Source organism: Acrocarpospora macrocephala, from assembly GCF_009687865.1.
In the GTDB taxonomy this organism is placed as follows: domain Bacteria; phylum Actinomycetota; class Actinomycetes; order Streptosporangiales; family Streptosporangiaceae; genus Acrocarpospora; species Acrocarpospora macrocephala.
In genome coordinates, this window is sequence record NZ_BLAE01000021.1 from 42,218 (window position 1) to 61,726 (window position 19,509).

At 67.0% G+C, this 19,509-nt stretch carries 19 protein-coding genes; 10 read left to right on the forward strand and 9 right to left on the reverse strand.

Annotated features, from left to right (window positions below):
- The first annotated feature begins 30 nt into the window (after window positions 1-30).
- Window positions 31-1,890 (forward strand): Stk1 family PASTA domain-containing Ser/Thr kinase, encoded by a 1,860-nt coding sequence (gene pknB / locus Amac_RS19300; RefSeq protein ID WP_155355763.1) that lies wholly within the window; start codon window positions 31-33, stop codon window positions 1,888-1,890.
- A 76-nt stretch (window positions 1,891-1,966) separates the two neighbouring features.
- On the opposite strand, the gene Amac_RS19305 is transcribed toward pknB, so the two are convergent.
- Window positions 1,967-3,040: a helix-turn-helix transcriptional regulator gene (locus Amac_RS19305; protein ID WP_170322561.1), complete on the reverse strand. Its 1,074-nt coding sequence runs from the start codon at window positions 3,038-3,040 to the stop codon at window positions 1,967-1,969.
- 223 nt (window positions 3,041-3,263) lie between these two features.
- Between Amac_RS19305 and Amac_RS19310 the strand changes: the two genes are divergently transcribed.
- Both Amac_RS19310 and Amac_RS19315 read left to right on the forward strand, forming a co-directional pair.
- The gene (locus Amac_RS19310; RefSeq protein ID WP_155355765.1) at window positions 3,264-3,446 is read left to right on the forward strand and encodes a hypothetical protein; all 183 of its coding nucleotides are present in this window, start codon (window positions 3,264-3,266) and stop codon (window positions 3,444-3,446) included.
- Between the two features lie 390 nt (window positions 3,447-3,836).
- Entirely contained in the window at window positions 3,837-4,307 is a 471-nt protein-coding gene (locus Amac_RS19315; protein ID WP_155355766.1) for a hypothetical protein, read from the forward strand.
- A gap of 242 nt (window positions 4,308-4,549) precedes the next feature.
- Here the strand turns inward: Amac_RS19315 and Amac_RS19320 are convergent, their stop codons facing one another.
- The 3 genes from Amac_RS19320 to Amac_RS19330 all read right to left on the reverse strand — a co-directional run bounded on the left by Amac_RS19320 (window position 4,550) and on the right by Amac_RS19330 (window position 8,213).
- The gene (locus Amac_RS19320) at window positions 4,550-6,805 is read right to left on the reverse strand and encodes an esterase-like activity of phytase family protein (protein WP_218041172.1); all 2,256 of its coding nucleotides are present in this window, start codon (window positions 6,803-6,805) and stop codon (window positions 4,550-4,552) included.
- 356 nt (window positions 6,806-7,161) lie between these two features.
- Window positions 7,162-7,380: a DUF397 domain-containing protein gene (locus Amac_RS19325; protein ID WP_218041173.1), complete on the reverse strand. Its 219-nt coding sequence runs from the start codon at window positions 7,378-7,380 to the stop codon at window positions 7,162-7,164.
- Window positions 7,381-7,385: 5 nt separating this feature from the next.
- On the reverse strand, window positions 7,386-8,213 hold the full coding sequence (locus tag Amac_RS19330) for a helix-turn-helix domain-containing protein (protein WP_170322562.1): 828 nt from the start codon (window positions 8,211-8,213) through the stop codon (window positions 7,386-7,388).
- A 263-nt stretch (window positions 8,214-8,476) separates the two neighbouring features.
- Between Amac_RS19330 and Amac_RS19335 the strand changes: the two genes are divergently transcribed.
- The 3 genes from Amac_RS19335 to Amac_RS19345 all read left to right on the forward strand — a co-directional run bounded on the left by Amac_RS19335 (window position 8,477) and on the right by Amac_RS19345 (window position 10,540).
- Entirely contained in the window at window positions 8,477-8,890 is a 414-nt protein-coding gene (locus Amac_RS19335; protein ID WP_170322563.1) for an ATP-binding protein, read from the forward strand.
- 43 nt (window positions 8,891-8,933) lie between these two features.
- Window positions 8,934-9,077 carry a hypothetical protein gene (locus tag Amac_RS19340; protein WP_155355770.1) on the forward strand — a complete coding sequence of 48 codons (144 nt, stop codon included), beginning with the start codon at window positions 8,934-8,936 and terminating at the stop codon, window positions 9,075-9,077.
- A gap of 254 nt (window positions 9,078-9,331) precedes the next feature.
- Window positions 9,332-10,540 carry a hypothetical protein gene (locus Amac_RS19345; RefSeq protein ID WP_155355771.1) on the forward strand — a complete coding sequence of 403 codons (1,209 nt, stop codon included), beginning with the start codon at window positions 9,332-9,334 and terminating at the stop codon, window positions 10,538-10,540.
- A gap of 108 nt (window positions 10,541-10,648) precedes the next feature.
- On the opposite strand, the gene Amac_RS19350 is transcribed toward Amac_RS19345, so the two are convergent.
- On the reverse strand, window positions 10,649-11,197 hold the full coding sequence (locus Amac_RS19350; protein ID WP_155355772.1) for a TetR/AcrR family transcriptional regulator: 549 nt from the start codon (window positions 11,195-11,197) through the stop codon (window positions 10,649-10,651).
- A gap of 119 nt (window positions 11,198-11,316) precedes the next feature.
- Between Amac_RS19350 and Amac_RS19355 the strand changes: the two genes are divergently transcribed.
- Entirely contained in the window at window positions 11,317-12,102 is a 786-nt protein-coding gene (locus Amac_RS19355; RefSeq protein ID WP_155355773.1) for an SDR family NAD(P)-dependent oxidoreductase, read from the forward strand.
- A gap of 13 nt (window positions 12,103-12,115) precedes the next feature.
- Here the strand turns inward: Amac_RS19355 and Amac_RS19360 are convergent, their stop codons facing one another.
- Window positions 12,116-12,280 carry a hypothetical protein gene (locus Amac_RS19360; protein WP_155355774.1) on the reverse strand — a complete coding sequence of 55 codons (165 nt, stop codon included), beginning with the start codon at window positions 12,278-12,280 and terminating at the stop codon, window positions 12,116-12,118.
- 147 nt (window positions 12,281-12,427) lie between these two features.
- On the opposite strand from Amac_RS19360, the gene Amac_RS19365 reads away from it, so the two are divergent.
- Both Amac_RS19365 and Amac_RS19370 read left to right on the forward strand, forming a co-directional pair.
- On the forward strand, window positions 12,428-14,251 hold the full coding sequence (locus tag Amac_RS19365; RefSeq protein WP_246268479.1) for an ABC transporter ATP-binding protein: 1,824 nt from the start codon (window positions 12,428-12,430) through the stop codon (window positions 14,249-14,251).
- A complete protein-coding gene (locus Amac_RS19370; protein ID WP_155355775.1) occupies window positions 14,251-16,086 on the forward strand; it encodes an ABC transporter ATP-binding protein in 1,836 nt (611 codons plus the stop codon). The genes Amac_RS19365 and Amac_RS19370 overlap by 1 nt, the downstream gene beginning before the upstream one ends.
- Window positions 16,087-16,463: 377 nt before the next feature.
- Here Amac_RS19370 and Amac_RS19375 read toward each other — a convergent pair whose 3' ends face one another.
- Together Amac_RS19375 and Amac_RS19380 are read right to left on the reverse strand one after the other, a co-directional pair.
- Window positions 16,464-16,883: a cupin domain-containing protein gene (locus Amac_RS19375; RefSeq protein ID WP_246268480.1), complete on the reverse strand. Its 420-nt coding sequence runs from the start codon at window positions 16,881-16,883 to the stop codon at window positions 16,464-16,466.
- Between the two features lie 270 nt (window positions 16,884-17,153).
- A protein-coding gene (locus Amac_RS19380) for an IS3 family transposase (RefSeq protein WP_155355860.1) occupies window positions 17,154-18,307 on the reverse strand; the annotation gives its coding sequence in 2 pieces (ribosomal slippage) (window positions 17,154-18,094 and window positions 18,094-18,307; 1,155 coding nt in all).
- A gap of 459 nt (window positions 18,308-18,766) precedes the next feature.
- Between Amac_RS19380 and Amac_RS19385 the strand changes: the two genes are divergently transcribed.
- Window positions 18,767-19,207, forward strand: coding sequence for a hypothetical protein (locus Amac_RS19385; protein WP_155355776.1), 441 nt, complete (start codon window positions 18,767-18,769; stop codon window positions 19,205-19,207).
- A gap of 9 nt (window positions 19,208-19,216) precedes the next feature.
- On the opposite strand, the gene Amac_RS19390 is transcribed toward Amac_RS19385, so the two are convergent.
- On the reverse strand, window positions 19,217-19,507 hold the full coding sequence (locus Amac_RS19390; RefSeq protein WP_155355777.1) for a WXG100 family type VII secretion target: 291 nt from the start codon (window positions 19,505-19,507) through the stop codon (window positions 19,217-19,219).
- Window positions 19,508-19,509 lie beyond the last annotated feature (2 nt).

Here is a 19,509-nt window from a genome sequence, read left to right on the forward strand (position 1 = left end):
GGGTGGCAAATCACCCGTAAACTCTGGGCCGTGGACACGACGCTAACCGACCCACTCGTAGGGCACACGCTCGACGGGCGTTATCGCGTCGAGTCCCGGATCGCCCGGGGGGGTATGGCCTCCGTTTACCTGGCTCTGGACATCCGGCTCGACCGCATGGTCGCCGTCAAGGTGATGCACCGCTCGCTGGCCGAGGACCCGCAGTTCGTGCGTCGGTTCATCGGCGAGGCGAAATCCGTCGCCTCACTGTCGCACCCGAACGTGGTGCACGTCTTCGACCAGGGCACCGACGGGGACCACGTGTACCTGTCGATGGAGTACTTCCCGGGCAAGACGCTGCGCGACGTCCTGCGGGAGCGCGGGCGGATCCCCGCCCGGGAAGCCCTGGAGATCATGATCCCGGTGCTGGCCGCCCTCGGCGCGGCCCACCAGGCCGGGCTGATCCACCGCGACGTCAAGCCGGAGAACGTGCTGCTGACCGAGGACGGCCGGGTCAAGGTCGTCGACTTCGGCCTGGCCCGCGCGATCGAGGCCAGCAACCAGACCAAGTCCGGCATCATGATCGGCACCATCGCGTACATGTCGCCCGAGCAGGTCATGGCGGGCGTCGCGGACGTGCGCGCCGACGTGTACGCGGCGGGCATCATGCTGTACGAGCTGCTGACCGGGCACCAGCCGTACGAGGGCGAGTCGCCCATGTCGGTGGCCTACCGGCATGTGCACGACACCGTGCCCGCCCCCTCGCAGCTGGCGCCGGAGACGCCTCCCGCGCTGGACCAGCTGGTGCTGTCCGCCACCGCCAAGGAGCCCGACCGGCGGCCCGCCGACGCGGCGGCCATGCTGGTCGCGGCCGTCGAGGCGCATCGCGGCCTGGCCCGCACCAGCGGGCAGCACACGGCCCCCGGCGTTCAGGCCCCGGTCCAGCACACGACCATCCAGCCCAGCTTCGACCTGCCCGCCGCCGCGCCGCGCGCGAAGAAGAACTCGCGGCCGATCTGGTTCATCGCCGGGCTCGCCGTGGTGATGCTGGTCGGGATCGCGTTCAGCGGGTGGTATTTCTCGCAGGAGCGGACCCTGAAGGTCCCCAACCTGGTCAGCCAGAACGTGAAGCTGGCCGAGCAGCAGGCCCGCGGCCTCGGCTTCCAGGTCAAGATCGGCGAAGCCCGGTTCGACGGCAAGGTGGCCAAGGACATCGTCCTGGAGACCGAGCCGGCCGGCGGCCAGGAGGTCGACAAGGGCACGGTCCTGACCATCATCGCGTCGGCCGGTCCGGAGACCGTCCCGGTGCCGAAGACCGAGAACCTCAGCGAGGCCGACGCCCGGCTGAGGATCTCCGAAGCCGGTCTGACGGTCTCGCGCGTCCGCAAGACCGCCAGCGACAAGATCGCCCGTGGCCTGGTGGTCCGCTCCGACCCGGTCGTCGGCAAGCGCGTTCGCAAGGGTTCCTCGGTCATCCTGGTCGTCAGCGCCGGGCTCCTCGCGCCCGACGTGACCGGCATGATGCGCGATCAGGCCCAGCAGTTCCTGGCCAGCAAGGGTTACCCCACCGACTGCGTCAACGAGGTCACCGACGACGCCGCGCCCGGCACGGTGATCGCCCAGGACCCCGCCGGCGGCGCCGAGATGGAAGCCACCACCAAGATCTGCATGACCGTGTCCAAGGGCCCCGACACCCCGTTCTGGCCCTGGGAACGCGATCCGTCCATCGCCGCCCCCGACTTCGTCACCGTCCCGGACGTCCGCTTCAAGGACGTCAACGACGCCCGTAAGGAACTCCAGGCCGCGGGCTTCGATGTCCGCGTCCGCAAGGTCGTCGGCGGCCGCAGAGTGATCTCCCAGAACCCCGTGGGCCAGGTCCCGCAGGGGACGAGGATCACTCTCTGGCACTGATCTCGAACCTGGAGGAGTTGTCTCGTGCGGAGAGTCACATAACGGGCTCGGCAGAAAGTCGGGCTATCCCTGTGTTTCAAGCGAAACGTCGTCCGTCGGTCGACAACGGACCATCGCCGAAGGAGGGCAGATAGTGGCGGAAGAAGATGTCCGCGACGAGTGCCCGCCGGCTGCCCAGACCGGTCTTGACGAAAACGCTTTTGAGGTGATCCTGAACCGTGTGAGCGCTGATATTCAGATGCGCGGCGATCCGCTCGGTGGAGTGACCACGCATGGCCTGCTGGGTAATCTGCTGCTCCCGCTCGCTCAGGCCGTACGCGCCGAGAATCACCGCGGTGAGTTCACCGGGTTCGGGTGGGCCGAGGGAGATGGCGACGAGTTGCTCTTCTCTCTGATCCATCGACCACGCCTGAAGCGCCACCCATTGGCCTGACCGGGTGAGGGCGCGAGAACGCGCTACCCCAGACCGTCGCGCCGCGGAGATGACCGCGCGTAGGGGGCGGGCCTGACCCGGGGCTCCGTCTTGAAGCAGTTCCAGCCAGGAAAGCGCGGTTTGCGATGCGGTTCGGACAGTCGCGTCTCGATCGACCACGATGAACCCTGGCGCATCCGGGATCCTGCCCTCATCCACCCCGCTCAGGAGCAGAGAGCGCCGTAGCGCCACCGTCGCGGGACGGCTCACCTGCGCGGCGACTGCCTCATCCGCGGCCGTGTAAGGCGCCGCCCCAGATTCGCGGCACATCACGATCATTCCCCAGACACGGGGGCCGTCGCGCATGACGACGCGTAGTTCATCACCCAGTCCCTGCGGACGCAGGATTTCTTGGTAGTACTTGCTGACATCGAGCCGACCCGCCGTCGAGCGGCTCAGCAGGCTGGTCATAGCAGCGCTATTCGCGAGATCGCGCAGGTTACCTGGATCGTCTGCTTCTAAATGCTCGATCTCGAACAGGCGGGTGAGGTACTCATCGGGGAAACCCGCCACGTTTTGGCCGCCAGTGTCAAGCAACGTGGAGGGGTCGAGCAGGACAGTGCACCACACATCAGCGGGCACCCGGTTAAGGACCTCTGAAGCAGTAACGCTGAGCACGTCAAGAGCACTGTGCTGTCGGGCCAGCTTCTGTTCGAACCCGACCATGTCGGCTTTCATGCGCCAAAGTCTAGGTGCCGGCCCGTAGATATCCCAGAAAACTGGGATACAAGACGCCATCGGCCGCAGGTACATCTAGATAGACGAACGGCTCCTCCAGAGGTGAGTTACCTGTAGCCACCCGTGGAGGTCTTCAAGCGGCTCCTCAATGCAGTCTTGCACGACGCCAATTCCGCACCATCCACCACTAGCATTTTGCGCAATTGAGGAAGGTAGGGCAGAAATGGACCCCACCATCATCGTGGCGATCATCACCGGAGTCACCGGCTTGATCGCCGCGCTCGCACGCGCGAGCGCGCAGCGCCGACGGTCAAGCGCCATCGTCAAGGCGGCGTCGATCCTGGGAGCCGCCACCGTCGGAGGCATCTTCCTCAACTCCAGGAACAAGAGGAACCGGTCTCGGTAACCAAGGGGTTCGCGCGCAGGTCATCGCCTCGTCGGGGGCCGCGGCGGCCAGAGCGGCCCTCCCTGCCGCCTGGCCGCCGTGCATCTCACTCTCGAGACCGCCGCGAATTTCCGGCCATAGCCGCGGCGGTAAGCCACCGCCCGCTGGTGCGCCCATTGCCAGCTGAAGTATCTCCAGGATCAAGACGAACGGATCAATTCCCTATACCGCAATGCGGTCCAGATCGTGCATGGAGGGCTGGCCGAGGTCGAGAGAGAACGACTCGCCCTCGCTGACGCGCGAAGGAGAGTGGCAGCACTTGCCGGCATGCTCGACGCGGCCTAATGAAAAGCACCCGCGGCAAAGAGCGGAACCGCGGGCCGTTCTCGACGGAGAGTGATAGTGAGCCTGGTGGAATGGATAGTCGTCGGCGGCGTGATCGTGGGCGCGATCATGTTCGCGAGACGATCACGCTCGCGTACCGTATCCGGCTCAGACACAGCCACCCCTCTCGAAACAGAGACCTGGCGAGAACGCAGCAGAGGCACGTATGTGACCGGCCAGGGCATCCTTGGGGAACTGACCGTGGAGGCCATCGCCAGCTGCGAGCCGGACAACGCTGGGGAGGTGCGCCGGGCATGGCTGGAGGATGCGATCAAGCGCGCCAGGAAGGCGAGTCAGACGGCGTCGGCACTGTCGGCGGAGGCCACCACGTCCAACGGCCGGCACGCCTCCGACATGATGGCATCCGCCATGGTCGAGCTTGCCGAGGCCGCCGCCGCGATGCTCGAAGAACCCGGCGTGGTCGGCGCGGAGCAGCGGCTGACGAATGCTCGGGCCAGCACACGGGCGTCGCTCACCGTCATACGCGCGGTCACCTGACAGGCGGAGTGGCGAGCGGTTAATCACTTCTGGGGTTGTGCGCCGCGACCTTGTCCACCAGCGGGGATCGCCGGCCGATACCCGAGCATCGCACCCAATCGCAGGAGCACGCCGATCGTCGCGACGCCGATGAACCACCCATGCCGCGCGTAGGGCGCGGCGCGAACCGAGGCCGTGGATGATCACGCTCACCCCCGTCGGTGGATTGCCCGGTCCGACGGGGGTGGCGCTTCAGGGTTTCGTCAGTCGCGCAGGCCTGGCACGTCGATGACGATCACCTCGGTGTCGTCGGCGCGGCCCGGGATGCGCCCGTCGTTTCCGGGGAAGTTGTTGTCGTTGGCCACCACGACCCGGTCGCCCGACAGCGGCAGCACCGATTCGACCGACTGCAGCGGGAAGGAGAACAGGTCCCCGACCCCGTACTCGCCCGGCCGGGCCGGCGTGGACACGCCCTTCGGGTCGGCGATCCGCAGCAGGTCCACGGCGGTGCGGCGGGGCAGCACGCCGTCCGGCCCCGCGGCGTCGAGGTCGGTCACGACCAGACGCTTGATCTGCGAGCTCGGGCCCATGTTGTTGTCCCGCTCGATCAGCAGCAGCCGCCGGCCGTCGAGCACCGACGCGTCGCCGACGAAGAGCCCCGGGTCGTCGACCCGGAAGGACCAGGTGCGACCGGTGTACGCACCGGCCCGGACGTCGAACTCGTAGACCACGCGCCGGCGCTGGTCGGGATCGTTGGTCTTGGCGCCCTCCAGGATCGGGTACAGCGTCCAGCCGTCCTCGCTGGCGGCCATGGCCTCGAACCCTCGGCTGGCCGGCAGGGTGGGGCTTTCACCCGGGGCCAGATCGGGCGACTGGGGAGACTTCGTGCCGTCCGGCAGCGGGATCGGCGCCCGCAGCACCTTGCCGGTCCGGTCGGTGTTGACCAGGTACGGCCCGAACTCCTCACCGATCCACAGGGTGCCGTTCGCGTCCCAGGCCAGCGACTCGATGTCGAAGTCGGCCCCGGTCAGCAGCCGGTCAGGGGTGTCCTGGTTCACGATCGGGAACGGCACCTTGCGGTCCGGGTCGCGGAAGCTGATGTGGCTGCGCACGTCGATCTCGCCGCTCCGGTAGTCCGGCTCGATGACGTACGCCCGCAGCAGGAAGTCGGCCGAGTTGTTCTTGGCCCCGAACCCGTTGTCCGGCATGGCGAGCAGCCGGTTGGCGGACTTGGAGCCCCGGTTGACCGGGATCACCGCGGAGAAGCCCGGGATCGGCTGGCCGGGGAACGGCGGGGTGATCCCGTTGACGGTGGTCGGCGCCAGCTGCGTTCCGGACACGGGGCCGGGCTGGTAGTCGGTCGCGGACAGCAACGCCCGGTCCCGCAACCGCGCCTCGTCCGGGATCCGGACGCTCAGTTCGTACACCCGGGTGATCTGCGTCGCGCTGTTGTTGTCGTCGGAGATCAGGTAGAGGATGCGGGTGTCGTCCTCCAGCCGGTCGCCGAGCGCCATGCCCTCGATGTTGTCCAGCAACGGGTTCGGCTGGGGCTGCTTGGCGGTCGCCCCGGACGGCGGGCAGTCGACGAGGTCGGCCAGCAGCCGCTTGCCGAGCCAGGCGCGCGGGTCGGTCAGGGTGGCCAGCGAGGCGACGCCGGAGACGTCCGGCACGCCGGTGGCGGAGACCCGGTACACCCGCACGGTGTTGCCCACGCCCGCGGTGAAGCCGCGCTCCAGCGCCAGCAGCTGGTCGTCGCCGAGCGCCACCAGTTCGACCAGCCCGAGGCCGGGGTCGGTGCGGTAGGCGTACTGGGCGGCCGGGGTGTAGGTGCCGCCGGAGCTGCCCTCATACCGCAGGATCCGCTGCCGGCCTGAGCCCGCCGCGTCGCGGCCGTCGGCGGACAGCGGCCCTTCCATGCCGGCGTACAGCACCTTGCCGTCAGACGTGGCGGTAAGCGACTCGAAGGTCTGGTTGACCTGCGCCTCGCCTGCCGGAGTGACCCGGAACCTGGCCGGCACGTCGAAGGATGCGACCTGCCGGCCGTCGGAGAGCCGGAACCGCCGGATCGACGGCTCGGTCTCGGAGCTGGCCAGGACGGTCTTGCCGTAGGGCTCGATGATGAGTCCCTCGCCGTCGAAGTCGGCGCCGGTGTACGGAACGCCGTCCGGCCGCCGCAGCGTCGTCATGTCGCGGACCTCGGCCGAGAGGGGTTTCTTCCCGGGGGTGAGGGCGATCTCGTACAGGCGGGCGGGGACGGTGCCGGTGTTGTCCACGAGGGCCAGGGCGCGGTCATCGCGGAGCAGCGCGAAAGCGGACAAGCCCCCGACGGGGGTGCCCTCGAACGTGGTCTTGTCCAGGCTGTCGGTGAAGCCGCGCAGGGCCACGTCGGCCGAGCAGGGGACGCCGAGATCGGGTTTGGAATCGTGTGTCGTCGCGCCGGCTGCGGGGACGGTCACGCCAAGCATGGCGATGACCGCCGCGGCCGCGAAGGCCGGGGCGGGCCACCTTGTGCTGAGCACAAGTACCTCCGAAATTTGTCAGTGCGGGTGAAGCAACCGCTCCGACTGAGCGAAGACCCCGCAGCCCGCCAACGCAGAACCAGACATCAAACGCATCATGAATATCTGCGATCCCATGCGCCTACATGCCCGGCTGCGAGCGCGCATCTACGCTCTCGCTGGGTTTATCGTGCGGGCGCGCACGACCAGCTCGCTGTGTTGCCGGCACGCGATCCCGCCGCCCACGTCGCCCTACCGTCCGGCGTGGGCCGCCTTGGCAGCGCTGTGCGGCAAACGCTGAGCCTGCCCGCCGGCTCCCGGGACTATCGCAGGGGCTGGACGTCAGCCCGTTCGCGGCCGTCGGGCGGGCGGCGGTGTCATTGCCCCGGTGAAACCCTCGCGTCGAATTCGCCGTGCTTTACGCCGCCGAGGAAGGCGCGCCATTCGGCGGAGGTGAAGGTGAGAGCGGGGCCGTGGGGGTTCTTGCTGTCGCGGACGGCGACGATTCCCGGGATGTTGACAGCGACCTCGACGCACTCTCCGCCGTTGTCGGCGCTGCGGGAGCTCTTCTTCCACACGGCCTTGGAGAGATCCACGCTGATCACATCCTTTGTTTCCATTGATCCCGTGCTTCCTTGATCATGCCGAGCGACTGCGTGGACGGGCACACGTCTGCTCGTATCCTGTCATATCGATTCCACATCATGGAGACGAACTCGTGCTCCGCTGACACCTCGCCACGACCTGCCGATTCGACCGATGCCACGGTCGGAGCGTTGACCGACTCGGCGATGCTGAAGGCCGATGCCCAGCCCGCCGTACAAGGAGCTTCGGGGGCCAGGATCTGGATCAGGATGTTCTGGCGGGTGGCCAGTGACGTCAGGCGGTCGAGTTGTTCGTACATGACCTCGGGGCTTCCGATGAGGCGGCGTAGCACGCCCTCGTCCATGAGTGCCCACACCGAGGGGGGTTTCTCCCTTTCCAGGATTAGCTGGCGGCGCAGGCGGGCGCTGACGCCGTCTTCGACCTCTTGCTCCGATGTGGCCAGGGCGCCTTGGAAGACCGCCCGCGCGTACGCCTCGGTCTGGAACAGGCCGGGAACCAGCAGCGGATTCCAGCTGCGCAGGACTCGCGCGCCGGGCTCGATCTGTTCCGCCCAGCGGACGTACCATTCCGGTCCCGTGGGGGATGTGATGTTCCGGCATAGCTGGCCGAAGAGGTTGCCTGTGCCGAATATCTGATCGCATCGGGCGGCGAAGTCGGGCTTGGGATTCCGGTCGCCGATCTCGATGTGCGCCACCAGTGAGGATGAGCATTCCAGGCGCTTGCCGAGACGCGCCTGGGTCAGGCCCGCTTCTCTGCGGACGCGCGAGAGTTCCCTGCCGAATCGCTGAGCCGGCGTAAGACGCGGACCGAGATCATTTTCCATGTACGCCCCTGCTTTCACGCTCACCGCGTACTGACAAATTCTGACGGTTATTGACACCCAGCCCCATTCGACTGGGCTTATTCGTGACATCTTTGTGCGAGGTGTTCTCCTACTAATAAAGCGTGTCTTTGGCCAATCTGGAACCCCTCAGAATTATTTTGCCAATGCGGATATGACAGCAATCCGACAAATGCACCAGATGATCGGGTCGGACATGACGTGGCGTCACATTTGGCCCGAAGTTCGGAGAGAGGACCATGGGCGTGTCAGTCGCTTTGTCGCGGAGCGTGCTGTGGTATGCGGATCTGCCTGGCGTGGCGGAGTCGGTTCCGCTGGCCCGGCGATACGTCCGGGACGTGCTGGTGAGCGCGGGGTGCACCCGGATCGATGACGCGTTGCTGCTGACATCGGAATTACTGGGGAACGCGATCCGGCATTCGGATTCGGGGCGTGAACCGGGCGGCTCGGTGTCCGTGGTGGTCTGCCGGGAGGTGGGGGTCGTCCGGGTGGAGGTGATCGATCAGGGGTCGCCCAGCAGTAAGCCCGAGGTCGTCGTGGATCCCAATGGGGAGGGTTGCGGGGGCAGAGGTCTCTGGCTGGTGAGTCAGATCGCCTCAATGTGGGGCTGGCATGAGGGGGTGACGGGCCAGGTGGTGTGGTTTCAGCTCGCGGAATGAAGCGCGCTCGCTGAAAGTCGTACTCACTCAAGAAGGAAAAGAGATGACGGATACGTGGACCGAATTCGAGCGGCGTCGTGCCGCGCAGATTTCGCACTACGCGCGCGCGACAGAAGCGCCGGATTCCCGCGCGTTGCGGGTCGTCCCGTCCGGCAAGACCGGCGGCCCTGCGCGCGCCCTCGCGTAGCTCGCCGCTGGTGATCCTCCTCGCCATGGCGAGGAGGCGGCCTGCGGGAAGGAGAACAGTGATCGATGACGAAGCCCTGACACTCGCCGCCGAAGCCATAAATGGCCGATCTGGCCATGGCTGACAGGTTGTAACAACCGATGGCCAGAACGACGATTTGCGGAGAGGGGTCTCTCCTGGTCCCCATGCGTGATCCCGGTGGGTGACTGATCGGTTCCGGCAACCAGGCGGTCGCCGTACGGCAGAATTCCCCCATGCATTCTGGCTGGGCCGCTGTGGCCGAGGTCGACTGGTCGCGTCTGTTCCATGCGTACGGCGTGGCGTCGGACACCCCGGCGCATTTGCGGGCGTTGACCGGTGATGACGAAGATGCGAGGGAAGAAGCCCTCGATCACCTGTGGAGCGCGGTGATCCACCAAGGCACGCCCTGGTCGGTCACGCCGCCGGCAGCCTTGGTCGTGGCGGGATTGCTGGCCGATCTGGGATCGGCGGAGCCCGCCAGCGACTCAATCTCGGCCGCCGCCGGGTTCCAAGCCAAGCCGCTGCGGGGCTCCATGCTCCGCTTTCTCGCGGCGGTGGCTGAGGCGGCAGAGCCGGACACCGCGGAAGAGGAGATCAGGGCCGTCGCGTACCCGGAAGATCGCGAAGACGAGATCGACACGGCGCTGGAGGCGATTCTGGCCGGGGATGAAGGAGCGTGGGGGGACGAATCGATCGATGCGATCATGGCTCGGGTCGTGCTCGACATCCGGGCGATCGCACCGGTTCTCCTCGGCTCGGCCATCGCATGTCTCGACGACCCGGATCTCCGGGTGCGGGCCGACGCCGTCGGGGCGGTCGGCGCCCTCGCCCTGGTCCCCGGCGCCATCGCGAGTACCGATGATCTCGTCGTGCGCCTCGAACAGGCCGCCGACCAAGCCAAGGATCACAATGAACGCTGCGCCATCGTCTTGACGCTTGGCGAGGTCGGTGCCACACCCCGGGCCTTCCTCACCGATCCCCATCCCGCCGTACGCGCCTGCGCGGCACTCGCCCCCACATTGGCCGACGACGACGCCGCGACACAGGAGATCCTGACCGCTCTACGGAATCCGACCGAGGCGGATTCATGGCTCGACGACCACCCTCGTCAACTCTCCGGCTTCCTCCGATTCGCGCTCGTCGCCGCCGCCGTGCAACGAGCGAAGTCCTTCGACGAACTACTGCCGTCCGCACTAGCGATCGCCTCGATGACCAGTCACTGGACCGTGGAGTCCGACTGGGGGCCATTGCTCGCGGCGGCCTTCCCCGTCCCTGTCGGCGAGCCACCCATCCTCACGGACGCGCAGCGAATCTACCTTCAGGCCCTCGTCGCCAACGACAAGGTCTGGGATCCGGTGATGGGCAACCCTGTGCCGTGGTTCCAGCGGATCGGGCTGTCATACGACCGGGACTCCTGCCGGAACCTACTCTCCATAGCCTGACACCACCGTCGCACTATCACCACGCGCTCATCCCCCGTCCAGTTTCGCCGGCAGTTCACCCATCCGAAGCTGGACCGGCTGTCCGGGCGAGGCTGCGTGGATGGGCGATTAACGCTCGCCGAAACCGTGCAGCAGGGTGTCGACGAGGCGGGTGGCCAGGGCGTCGGCATCCAGGCCTTCGTCCGGTGCCGTCGCAGCCTCGTGAATGAGCGCGTAGTAGACGCGGCGCACCCAGGTGAGATCGGCGCTCGCGCGGAGCAGGCCCGAGTCTCGTGCCCTGCGGAACATCTCGTCGCACCGATCTCGGACCTCGGCGTGCACACGCGCGACCTCGGGATCGGCCGAGGTGGTCCGGTTCATCGCGTATCCCCAGTCGATCTTGATGCGGAGTACGTTCGCGGTCACCTGGTGAAGCGTGACCAGGGGCGGAGCCGTGGTCGTGTAGGACGACTCGACGGCCTCGGCGAACCGCCGTGTGGCCCAGGCGGTCATCGCGTCGACGAGCGTGTCGCGTGAGGCGAAGCGGCGGTGCACGGTCGTGCGGGCGACCCCGGCGGCCTCGGCGATCTGCTCCATGCTCGCCGCCGGATTCCGGCTGAGGACGCGTTCGGCCGCCTGCAGGATCGTCCCCACGGTCCGCTCTGTGTCCGAGCGCATCTTGCTCACCTCGACAGGCTACATCAACGTCCTTGGTTGATGAGAACTTGCAACATTGCTGTTGCATCTTGTAGCGTCAACGCATCGGAGGTGTTGCGAGTGAACGGAAGGGCTCTGTCATGGATCTAGGACTGAACGGCAAGACCGCAGTGGTCACCGGTGCCAGCCGAGGGATCGGCCTGACGATCGTGCGGGCGCTGACAACCGAGGGAGTGCGGGTGGTCGCCGGAGCGCGTACGCTCACCGCCGAGCTGAAGGAGACGGGAGCACTCGTCGTGACCGCCGACCTGGCCACCGCCGACGGCGCCACCACGCTGGGCGAGCGGGCGATGGCCGAGTTGGGCGGCGTCGACATCCTGGTGAACAACGTGGGCGGCGGCGAGGGGGACGGGCAGGCCGGCGGGTTCCTCTCCTTCGACGACGAGTACTGGCTGGAGACGTACAAGCTGAACGTCCTCAGCGCGGTACGCGTCACCCGGGCCGCGATGCCCAGCCTGGTCGAGCGGGGCGGCGCGATCGTGAACATCTCCTCCAACAGCGCCCGGCAGCCGAGCGCCGGACCGGTCATCTACACGACCGCGAAGGCGGCGCTGACCGCATTCGGGAAGGCGCTGAACGAGGAGTTCGGGCCGCAGGGCGTGCGAGTCAACACGGTCTCGCCCGGCCCGTCGCTGACCTCGATGTGGGAGGGAGCACAGGGATACGGCGCGCAGCTGGCCAGCAGGCTGGGGGTGCCGCACGAGGAGCTGCTCCGGGCACTGCCAGGACAGGCGGGTATGACGACGGGCCGGTTCGTCGAGCCCGCCGAGGTAGCCGCACTGGTCGTCTACCTGGCCTCGCCGCTCGCCGGCAGCATCGCCGGTGCTGACTACCTGATCGACGGTGGCGCGATCAAGGCAGCCTGACTTCCCGACGCGATCAGCTCAGGAGGGCGAGGGCGGGCCGACTCGCCCAGTCGTAGCGCTCCAGCATGGCCTCGACCTGCTCGGGAGCCGGACCGAGGACGCCGACATAGAAGCGGGGCCCGCCGCATCTGGTGGCCGAGCTCGCGGAGGATCGCCGCGGCCTCGGCCACACGGACATCCATTCCAGTCTCCGTGCGCAGCCTAGGTGTTCGGCCAAGAGCTGGTGGAGCGTGGGCCGGGGAAATCGGTTGGGAAACTGTCGGAGGCTGGTGATAGACAACAGTTTCGATGTTGTCGCCGATATGGGCTGGGGGGAGCCGTGGCTGTGACGACCAGCAGTTCGGAGTTCTCCGTTTCGGGGCCGCCGTATGACCGGCGTGGGCCGGTGCGCTGGCTCTGGTCCCATCTGCGCCGCCATCCGATGCATCTGGTCGGGTTCCTCGGCGGGTCGCTGGTCATGGTGGTGCTCAACGCCGCGGTTCCGCAGCTCACCGGGGTGGCCTTCGACGCGGTGCTGGGCGAGCGGGGTGAGCCGTCGTCGGCTCTGGGGGTGATCGCGCTAGCGCTGGTGGCGATCGTGGTGGTCCGTGGGCTGTTCGATGTCGTCGCACGGCTGTCGAGTGAAGTCCTGGCCAAGCGGCTGGAGCGCGATGCCCGTGACGAGCTGTATGTGAGCTTGCTCGGCAAGAGCCAGACCTTCCACAACCGGCAGCGAGTCGGCGACCTCATGGCGCGGGCCGCCAACGACATCCGGCAGCTGTCCATCATGGTCACGCCGGGAGCCGACCTGATCGTCGACTCTGGCCTCAACGGGCTGGTGCCCTTCTTCTTCATCGTCGTGATCGACCCGCGGCTTCTGCTGGTGCCTGGAGTCTTCGCGGTCGTCTTCGCCGTCGCGCTCTGGCACTACATGCGGCAGCTCAACCCGGTGGCGACGCGCATGCGTGAGCAGTTCGGGGAGCTGAACGCGGGGCTGAGCCAGGCGGTGCGCGGCATCGAGGTCATCAAGGTGACCGCGCAAGAGGGGCAGGAGCGGCGGAGGTTCCGATCTCAGGCGCGCCTGTACCGTGACTCTTTCGTCGCCAACGGTCTGGTCCAGGCCCGTTATCTGCCCACTCTCCTGTTCGCCTTCGCGATGGCGGGGGCGCTGTGGCACGCCATCTACCTGCATGGCACGGGAGCGATCACCATCGGCGAGGTGGTCGCCTTCATGGGGCTCATGGGCATGCTGGGCTTCCCGACGCAAATGTCGACCTTCACTTTCTCGCTGCTGCAGATCGGGATCGTGTCTGCCCGCAGGATCCTGACCATCGTCAACTCCGAGACGGAGCTGGAGCAGCGGGCCGACGGCCACGCCGCCCCGATCAGCGGGGAGATCGTCTTCGATGACGTGACGTTCGGCCATGAGGAGGGGGAACCGGTGCTGCGCGGGGTGACGTTCACCGTGCGCCCGGGCGAGACGGTGGCGATCGTCGGCGAGACCGGTTCGGGCAAGAGCACGCTGACGAAGCTGGTCCCCCGGATCTACGACGTCACCTCCGGCCGGATCCTCGTGGACGGCGTCGACGTGCGTGACTGGGATCTCGACTCGCTGCGTTCCCAGATCTCCACCATCGAGCAGGACATCGTGCTCTTCTCCCGGTCGGTGGCCGAGAACATCGCCTTCAGTCAAGGCCAGCGGGCCGATCGCGAGTCCGTGGTCAGGGCGGCGGAGGACGCCCAGGCCGCCGAGTTCGTCGCCGAGCTCGACGACGGCTACGACACCGTCATCGGCGAGCGCGGCGTCACTCTTTCGGGGGGCCAGCGCCAGCGCCTGGCCATCGCGCGGGCGCTGCTGACCGACCCGGCGATCCTCGTGCTCGACGACTCGACCAGCGCCATCGACTCCGCCACCGAAGACAAGATCCAGCAGGCGATCGGCCGCGTTCTCGACGGCCGCACCACGCTCATGATCACCCATCGGCTCTCCCAGATCCGCTGGGCGGACAAGGTGCTGCTGCTCAGGCGCGGCGAACTGGTCGACTACGGCACGCACGACGAGCTGCTGGCGCGCAGCCGCCTTTACCGGCGCATCTTCGCCCACTACGACGAAGTCACGGACACGCCCGAGGCGCCGGTCCTGGCGAGCGAGCAGGGAGGGGCGCGCTGATGGGCTTCCTCATGGACGGCCTCGACGCCGAAGATTACGACCGCAGCTACCGCGACCGTGACCTGCTCCGCCGGATCGCGTCATACTTCCGGCCGAAGCTTGGTGCGATGTGCCTGGTGGCCGTCATGATCGTGCTGGCCTCGACGAGCCAGGCGGCCATGCCGCTGGTGGCCAGCTGGGGTGTGGACGCGATCGAGGACGGCACGATCGCCGAGGTGGGGTGGCAGCTCACGGGAGCGCTCCTGCTCGCGGGCGCGCTCGGCTGGCTGTTCAACTTCGTGCGGCAGGCCTACAGCGCGAGAGTCACCGGCGACGTCGTCCTCAGCCTCCGCGAAGACGCGTTCGACGCGGTGCTGGAGCGCGATCTCTCGTTCTACGACGAGACGCCGTCAGGCAGGATCGTCAGCCGGGTGACGTCCGACACCGACGACTTCGCCACGGTGTCCACGCTGACGATGGACCTGATCAGCCAGGTGCTGATGGTGGGTTTCGTCACGGTCCTGCTGTTCCTGCGCAGTGTCGAGCTCGCCCTGCTGACCCTGCTGGTGGTGCCGGTCGTGATGGGCCTGGCGCTGCTCTTCCGGCGCCTGGCCAGGGCCAGTACCCGCAGGGCGCAGCGCTCACTGAGCCGGGTCAACGCCAACCTGCAGGAGACCATGGGCGGCATCGCGGTGGCCAAGAACTTCCGCCAGGAGCAGCAGGTCTACGACGAGTTCCGGCCCATCAACCGGCAGAGCTACCAGGTGACGCTCAAGCAGGGATTCGTCTTCTCCACCATCTTCCCGGTGCTCTTCCTGGTGGCCGGGCTGGCGACGGTCGCGCTCGTGTACTTGGGGGGCACAACGGTGCTCGCGGGCGGCGTGTCCGCCGGTGACTGGTATCTCTTCCTTCAAGGGGTGTCGCTCTTCTGGATCCCGCTGACGTCCATCGCCGCCTTCTGGTCCCAGTTCCAGCAGGGCCTGTCCGCTTCAGAGCGGGTCTTCGCGTTGATCGACGCCCCGCCCCGCGTGGTGCAGACCGCCGCGGAGCCCGCCGGGACGCTGGCGGGCCGCATCGAGTTCCAGGACGTCACCTTCGGCTACGATCCGGCCAACCCCGTGCTCCGGGATTTCAACCTGATCATCGAAGCCGGTGAGACCGTGGCGCTCGTCGGCCACACCGGCGCGGGCAAGTCGACGCTCAGCAAGCTGATCACCCGGTTCTACGAGTTCCAGGAAGGCCGCCTGCTGATCGACGATCGTGACGTCCGCACCCTGGACCTGACCGGTTACCGCCGGCAGATCGGCGCGGTCCCGCAGATCCCGTTCCTGTTCAGCGGCACGGTCGCCGACAACATCCGCTACCCGAGACCCGAGGCCGACGACGAGGAGGTGCTCACCGCCGCTGCGGCCGTCGGAGGCGGCGACTGGCTCGACGCCCTCCCCCACGGCCTGCGCACCGACGTCGGCGAGCACGGCCGCGCCCTGTCCATGGGCCAGCGCCAACTCGTCGCCCTAGCCCGCCTGCTCATCCAGGATCCCGCGATCGTGGTCCTGGACGAGGCCACAGCCAGCGTCGACCCGCTGACCGAGGCCCAGATCCAGGAGGGGCTCGACCTGGTCCTGGCCGGCCGCACCTCCATCGTCATCGCGCACCGGCTGTCCACGATCGAACACGTCGACCGCATCATCGTGCTGGACCACGGCCAGATTGTGGAGGAGGGCGACCACACGACCCTCCTGGCTCGCGGAGGCCGCTACTGCCAGGTCTACAACACCTACTTCCGTCACCAGTCCCCCAACTACCGGGCCGGCACCGGATTCGTCCCCGTCGGCAGCAGCCCGACGCCGCGATAACAGGCCGCGCCGCCGAGTGACCATGGCTTGGCGCGTGCCCCCGATCCGCCCCCGCCTGCGAGGTCACTCACATGTAGCGCAGAAGCGGGCCGGAGGTGACGCTGCGCCGATCCGCCCCGCCTGCGAGAGTCATTCGCCCGCGCGGAAGGCGGCGGCGGTATCTCCAGGACTCCCCGGTTTTCTTGCGATCGCTAGCCTCTCGCCGCCCACAGCCTCCGTAGGCAACCAGACCCGCCCTGAAGATCGGCCATGCTGGTGATCAACAACTGCGGCGATCACGCCTCGAATAGGTGAGACAAGCGGCCCGAGTGGCGGCGGCTGGACGTCCTTGGTTCGCCTGTGATGCGACGAAAGAGTTCGATCATGATTTGCCGACGTCAGAGCGAGGTCGTCCCGACGGGGCCGACCCAGCGCAGGTCTGGCAGGTTGACGACGATCGCCTCCTGTGTGGTGCGCGCGATGACGACCACAGCCTCCTCATCGGAGTCGGGGTTCTCCTCGCGGTGCGGCACCCACGGCGGAACATAAATGTAGTCGCCGGGACCGGTGCGCAGCGTGGTCTCGCGTGGCTCGCCGTCGCCGGTCTCGTCGAGGAAGACGAACTGCGGATGGCCGCTGACCACGTAGATCCCGGTCTCGGAGCGGCCGTGATGGTGGTTGGCAGACGCGGTGGCCGGTGCGACATGGGTCTGCCCCATCCACAGGTTCTCCGAGCCGACGGTCCGGCCGGACACCGCCTCCAGTCGCCGCATACCCTCGGTCTGCGCCGTCTGCCCGGAAAGGGACTCATGCTTCACCTGGTACAGACTGCGGTGGAATCCATCTTCAGAGGCAATCACGTGCGGCCCTTTCGATAACGCGCCAACGATACGACACCGAGGCCACGCTCTCGCTGCCATGAAACAGGTTTCAGCCCCGATGGATACCCGCCCGGGCAACAGGTGCTCACCGCGCTGACGCCCGCCCGGTCGGTACGGTGGCGGCGACCACGGGACAGCGCCGCCCGCCACATCCGCACCCTCATAACTGAAGTTGCCCCGGTTTGGTAGACACATCAGGGCTTGCGGCTACGCGGCAGCATAGTCGGCTTCTTGAGTGTCGTTGGACGCATGCCGGCGTTCGTATTCGGCGGGGCTGAGCTGGCCGTTGGCGGAGTGGCGGCGGCGTGGGTTGTAGAACCCCTCGATGTAGGAGAAGACCGCCCGTTCGGCCTCTGACCTGGTGCGGAATGAGCGCCGGTCGATCAGTTCGCACTCCAGGGAGGCGAAGAAGCTCTCGGTGATCGCGTTGTCGAAACACGTCCCGGTCCGGCCCGTCGACGGGCGGATGCCCGCCTGCTCACAGCGCCGGCCGAACGCGATCGAGGTGTACTGGCTGCCCTTGTCGCTGTGATGGATCACCCCGGCGTCGGGGCGGCGCTGGTGGATCGCCATCGCCAACGCGTCGGTCACCAGTTCGGTGCGCATGTGATCGGCCATCGCCCAGCCGACGATCCGCCGGGAGAACACATCAAGAACCACCGCCAGGTAGAGGAATCCCTGCCAGGTCGGCACGTAGGTGATGTCAGCGGTCCAGATCAGGTCCGGCCCGGCCGCGGTGAACCTCCGTCCGACCAGGTCGGCGGCAGCGATGGCCTGCCTGTCAGTGATCGTGGTCCGGCAGCCCTTGCGGCGGGTCACTCCAGCGAGCCCGGCCGCCCGCATCAGCCGGGCCACCCGCTTGCGCCCGACACCGATGCCGTCGATCTCCCGCAGGTCGGCGTGGATTCGCGGCGCCCCGTAAATTTCATCCGAGGCTCGATGATGGTCGCGGATCCTGGCGGTCAGCTCGGCGTCGCGGCGGGCCCGGGGCGAGGGACCGCGTCGTTGTCGAGCCGCCCAGGCATAGTAACCCTGGCGCGACACACCCAGCACCCGGGCCAGCAGGGAGACATCATGGTGGTCCTTCTCCGCATGGATCAGCCGGAACCTCATCTCGGCAGATCCGTCTCCCGCGCGAAGAAAGCCGCGGCCTTACGCAAGATCTCCTTCTCCTCACGGAGAATCCTGTTCTCGCGTCGCAGCCGCGCCAGCTCCTCACGCTCGGCGCTGGTCAGACCGTCTTGGCGGCGACCGTCATCAAGGTCGGCCTGGCGCACCCAGACACGGATCGACTGCGCGGAGGGCTCGAACTCCTTGGCGAGCTCCTCCGGCGACCGTCCGGCGCGCACCAGTTCCACCATCTGCCGGCGAAACTCCGGCGGATAGTTGTTCGGCACAGTGGACTCCTTCTTCCGGGAACCAGGGTTCCCCAGAGATCAGGTGTCCACCAAACCGGGGCAAGATCATAACCGTCTCGTTCAGTCTAACTACCTGAAACTCAGGATCACCTACGGGGCCAGCGAGGGCGCCGACGGGCCACTTCGGAATCCGTCGCTCACCCGAACGCTTTCGGGAGGGACATCATGCCGCTGTGAAGCATGAATACGATGATCAGGTAGAAATTCCCCCGCAGGCCGGAATCCGCTCAGCCAGGCCGACCAAGGCTTGAGTCATCGAGGCTGGTTCTCGCTCATCGGTACGGCTCCCGCCTGCCTTCGCGGAGCCGTGCACGTTCGGCTAACTCCTCCAGCGCACGCGGCGATTCAGGTAATGTCCGGATGGTGAAGCTGGCTTCCCGAGTCGCCGCGGCTGGAGTCTGTTTGGTCATGCTGACGGGGTGCTCCGAAGCGCAGCCGCCAACGCTCGCGATGGCGACCCAAAATTTGGTGACCGATGGGGAAGAACTTCTCGCGTCTTACCTGATCCAACGCGTGGGGCAGTTCCGGATAACCGAAAAAGCCGAGAAAGATTCAGACACCGCCTGTGTCCCCGGGTCGAAACAACGGTTCTTTCGCGCGCAAGCGAACTTCCTCAACCCAGAACGGCCAGATCCTGGTGCCGCGGCGGGGGCCGTACAAGCCCAGCTTGGCGTGATGAGCTACGACAAACTAGTTGATGATCTTGATTTTTGGGACAACGACCTGTCCGTGGCTGTCTTCCACAAGCCCGAATCCGCAGTGACATTCATGGTCGCAGCACGGATTACCGAACCGCACATCCTGATCGTCGGTAAGACCGATTGCATCAAGCCCGAGGAGTGACAGTCGATGTCAGGGCGTGGGCAGCATCGCGGTCGCGCGAAGGTGTTCGGCCGTCCGCCGAAGATTCCGCGCGGTCGCCCGGCAAGTCTCGATGAGCTCGGCAATCCCCGCGTCGAGAGGACGTGCCACGTTGGCGAATCTGTCCGCAGCGGCTCCGAGCCAGTAGCCATCGCTGCTCCCTGATGCTGGGGGGATGCCCTTGAAAACTAGCTCAAGCTCTCCGGCACGGCTTTCGAAAATCGTCGCCAGAGCCTCCTTCTCCGCGGCTTCCTGAAGAATCCGGTGTGGATTGTCCGCCACGA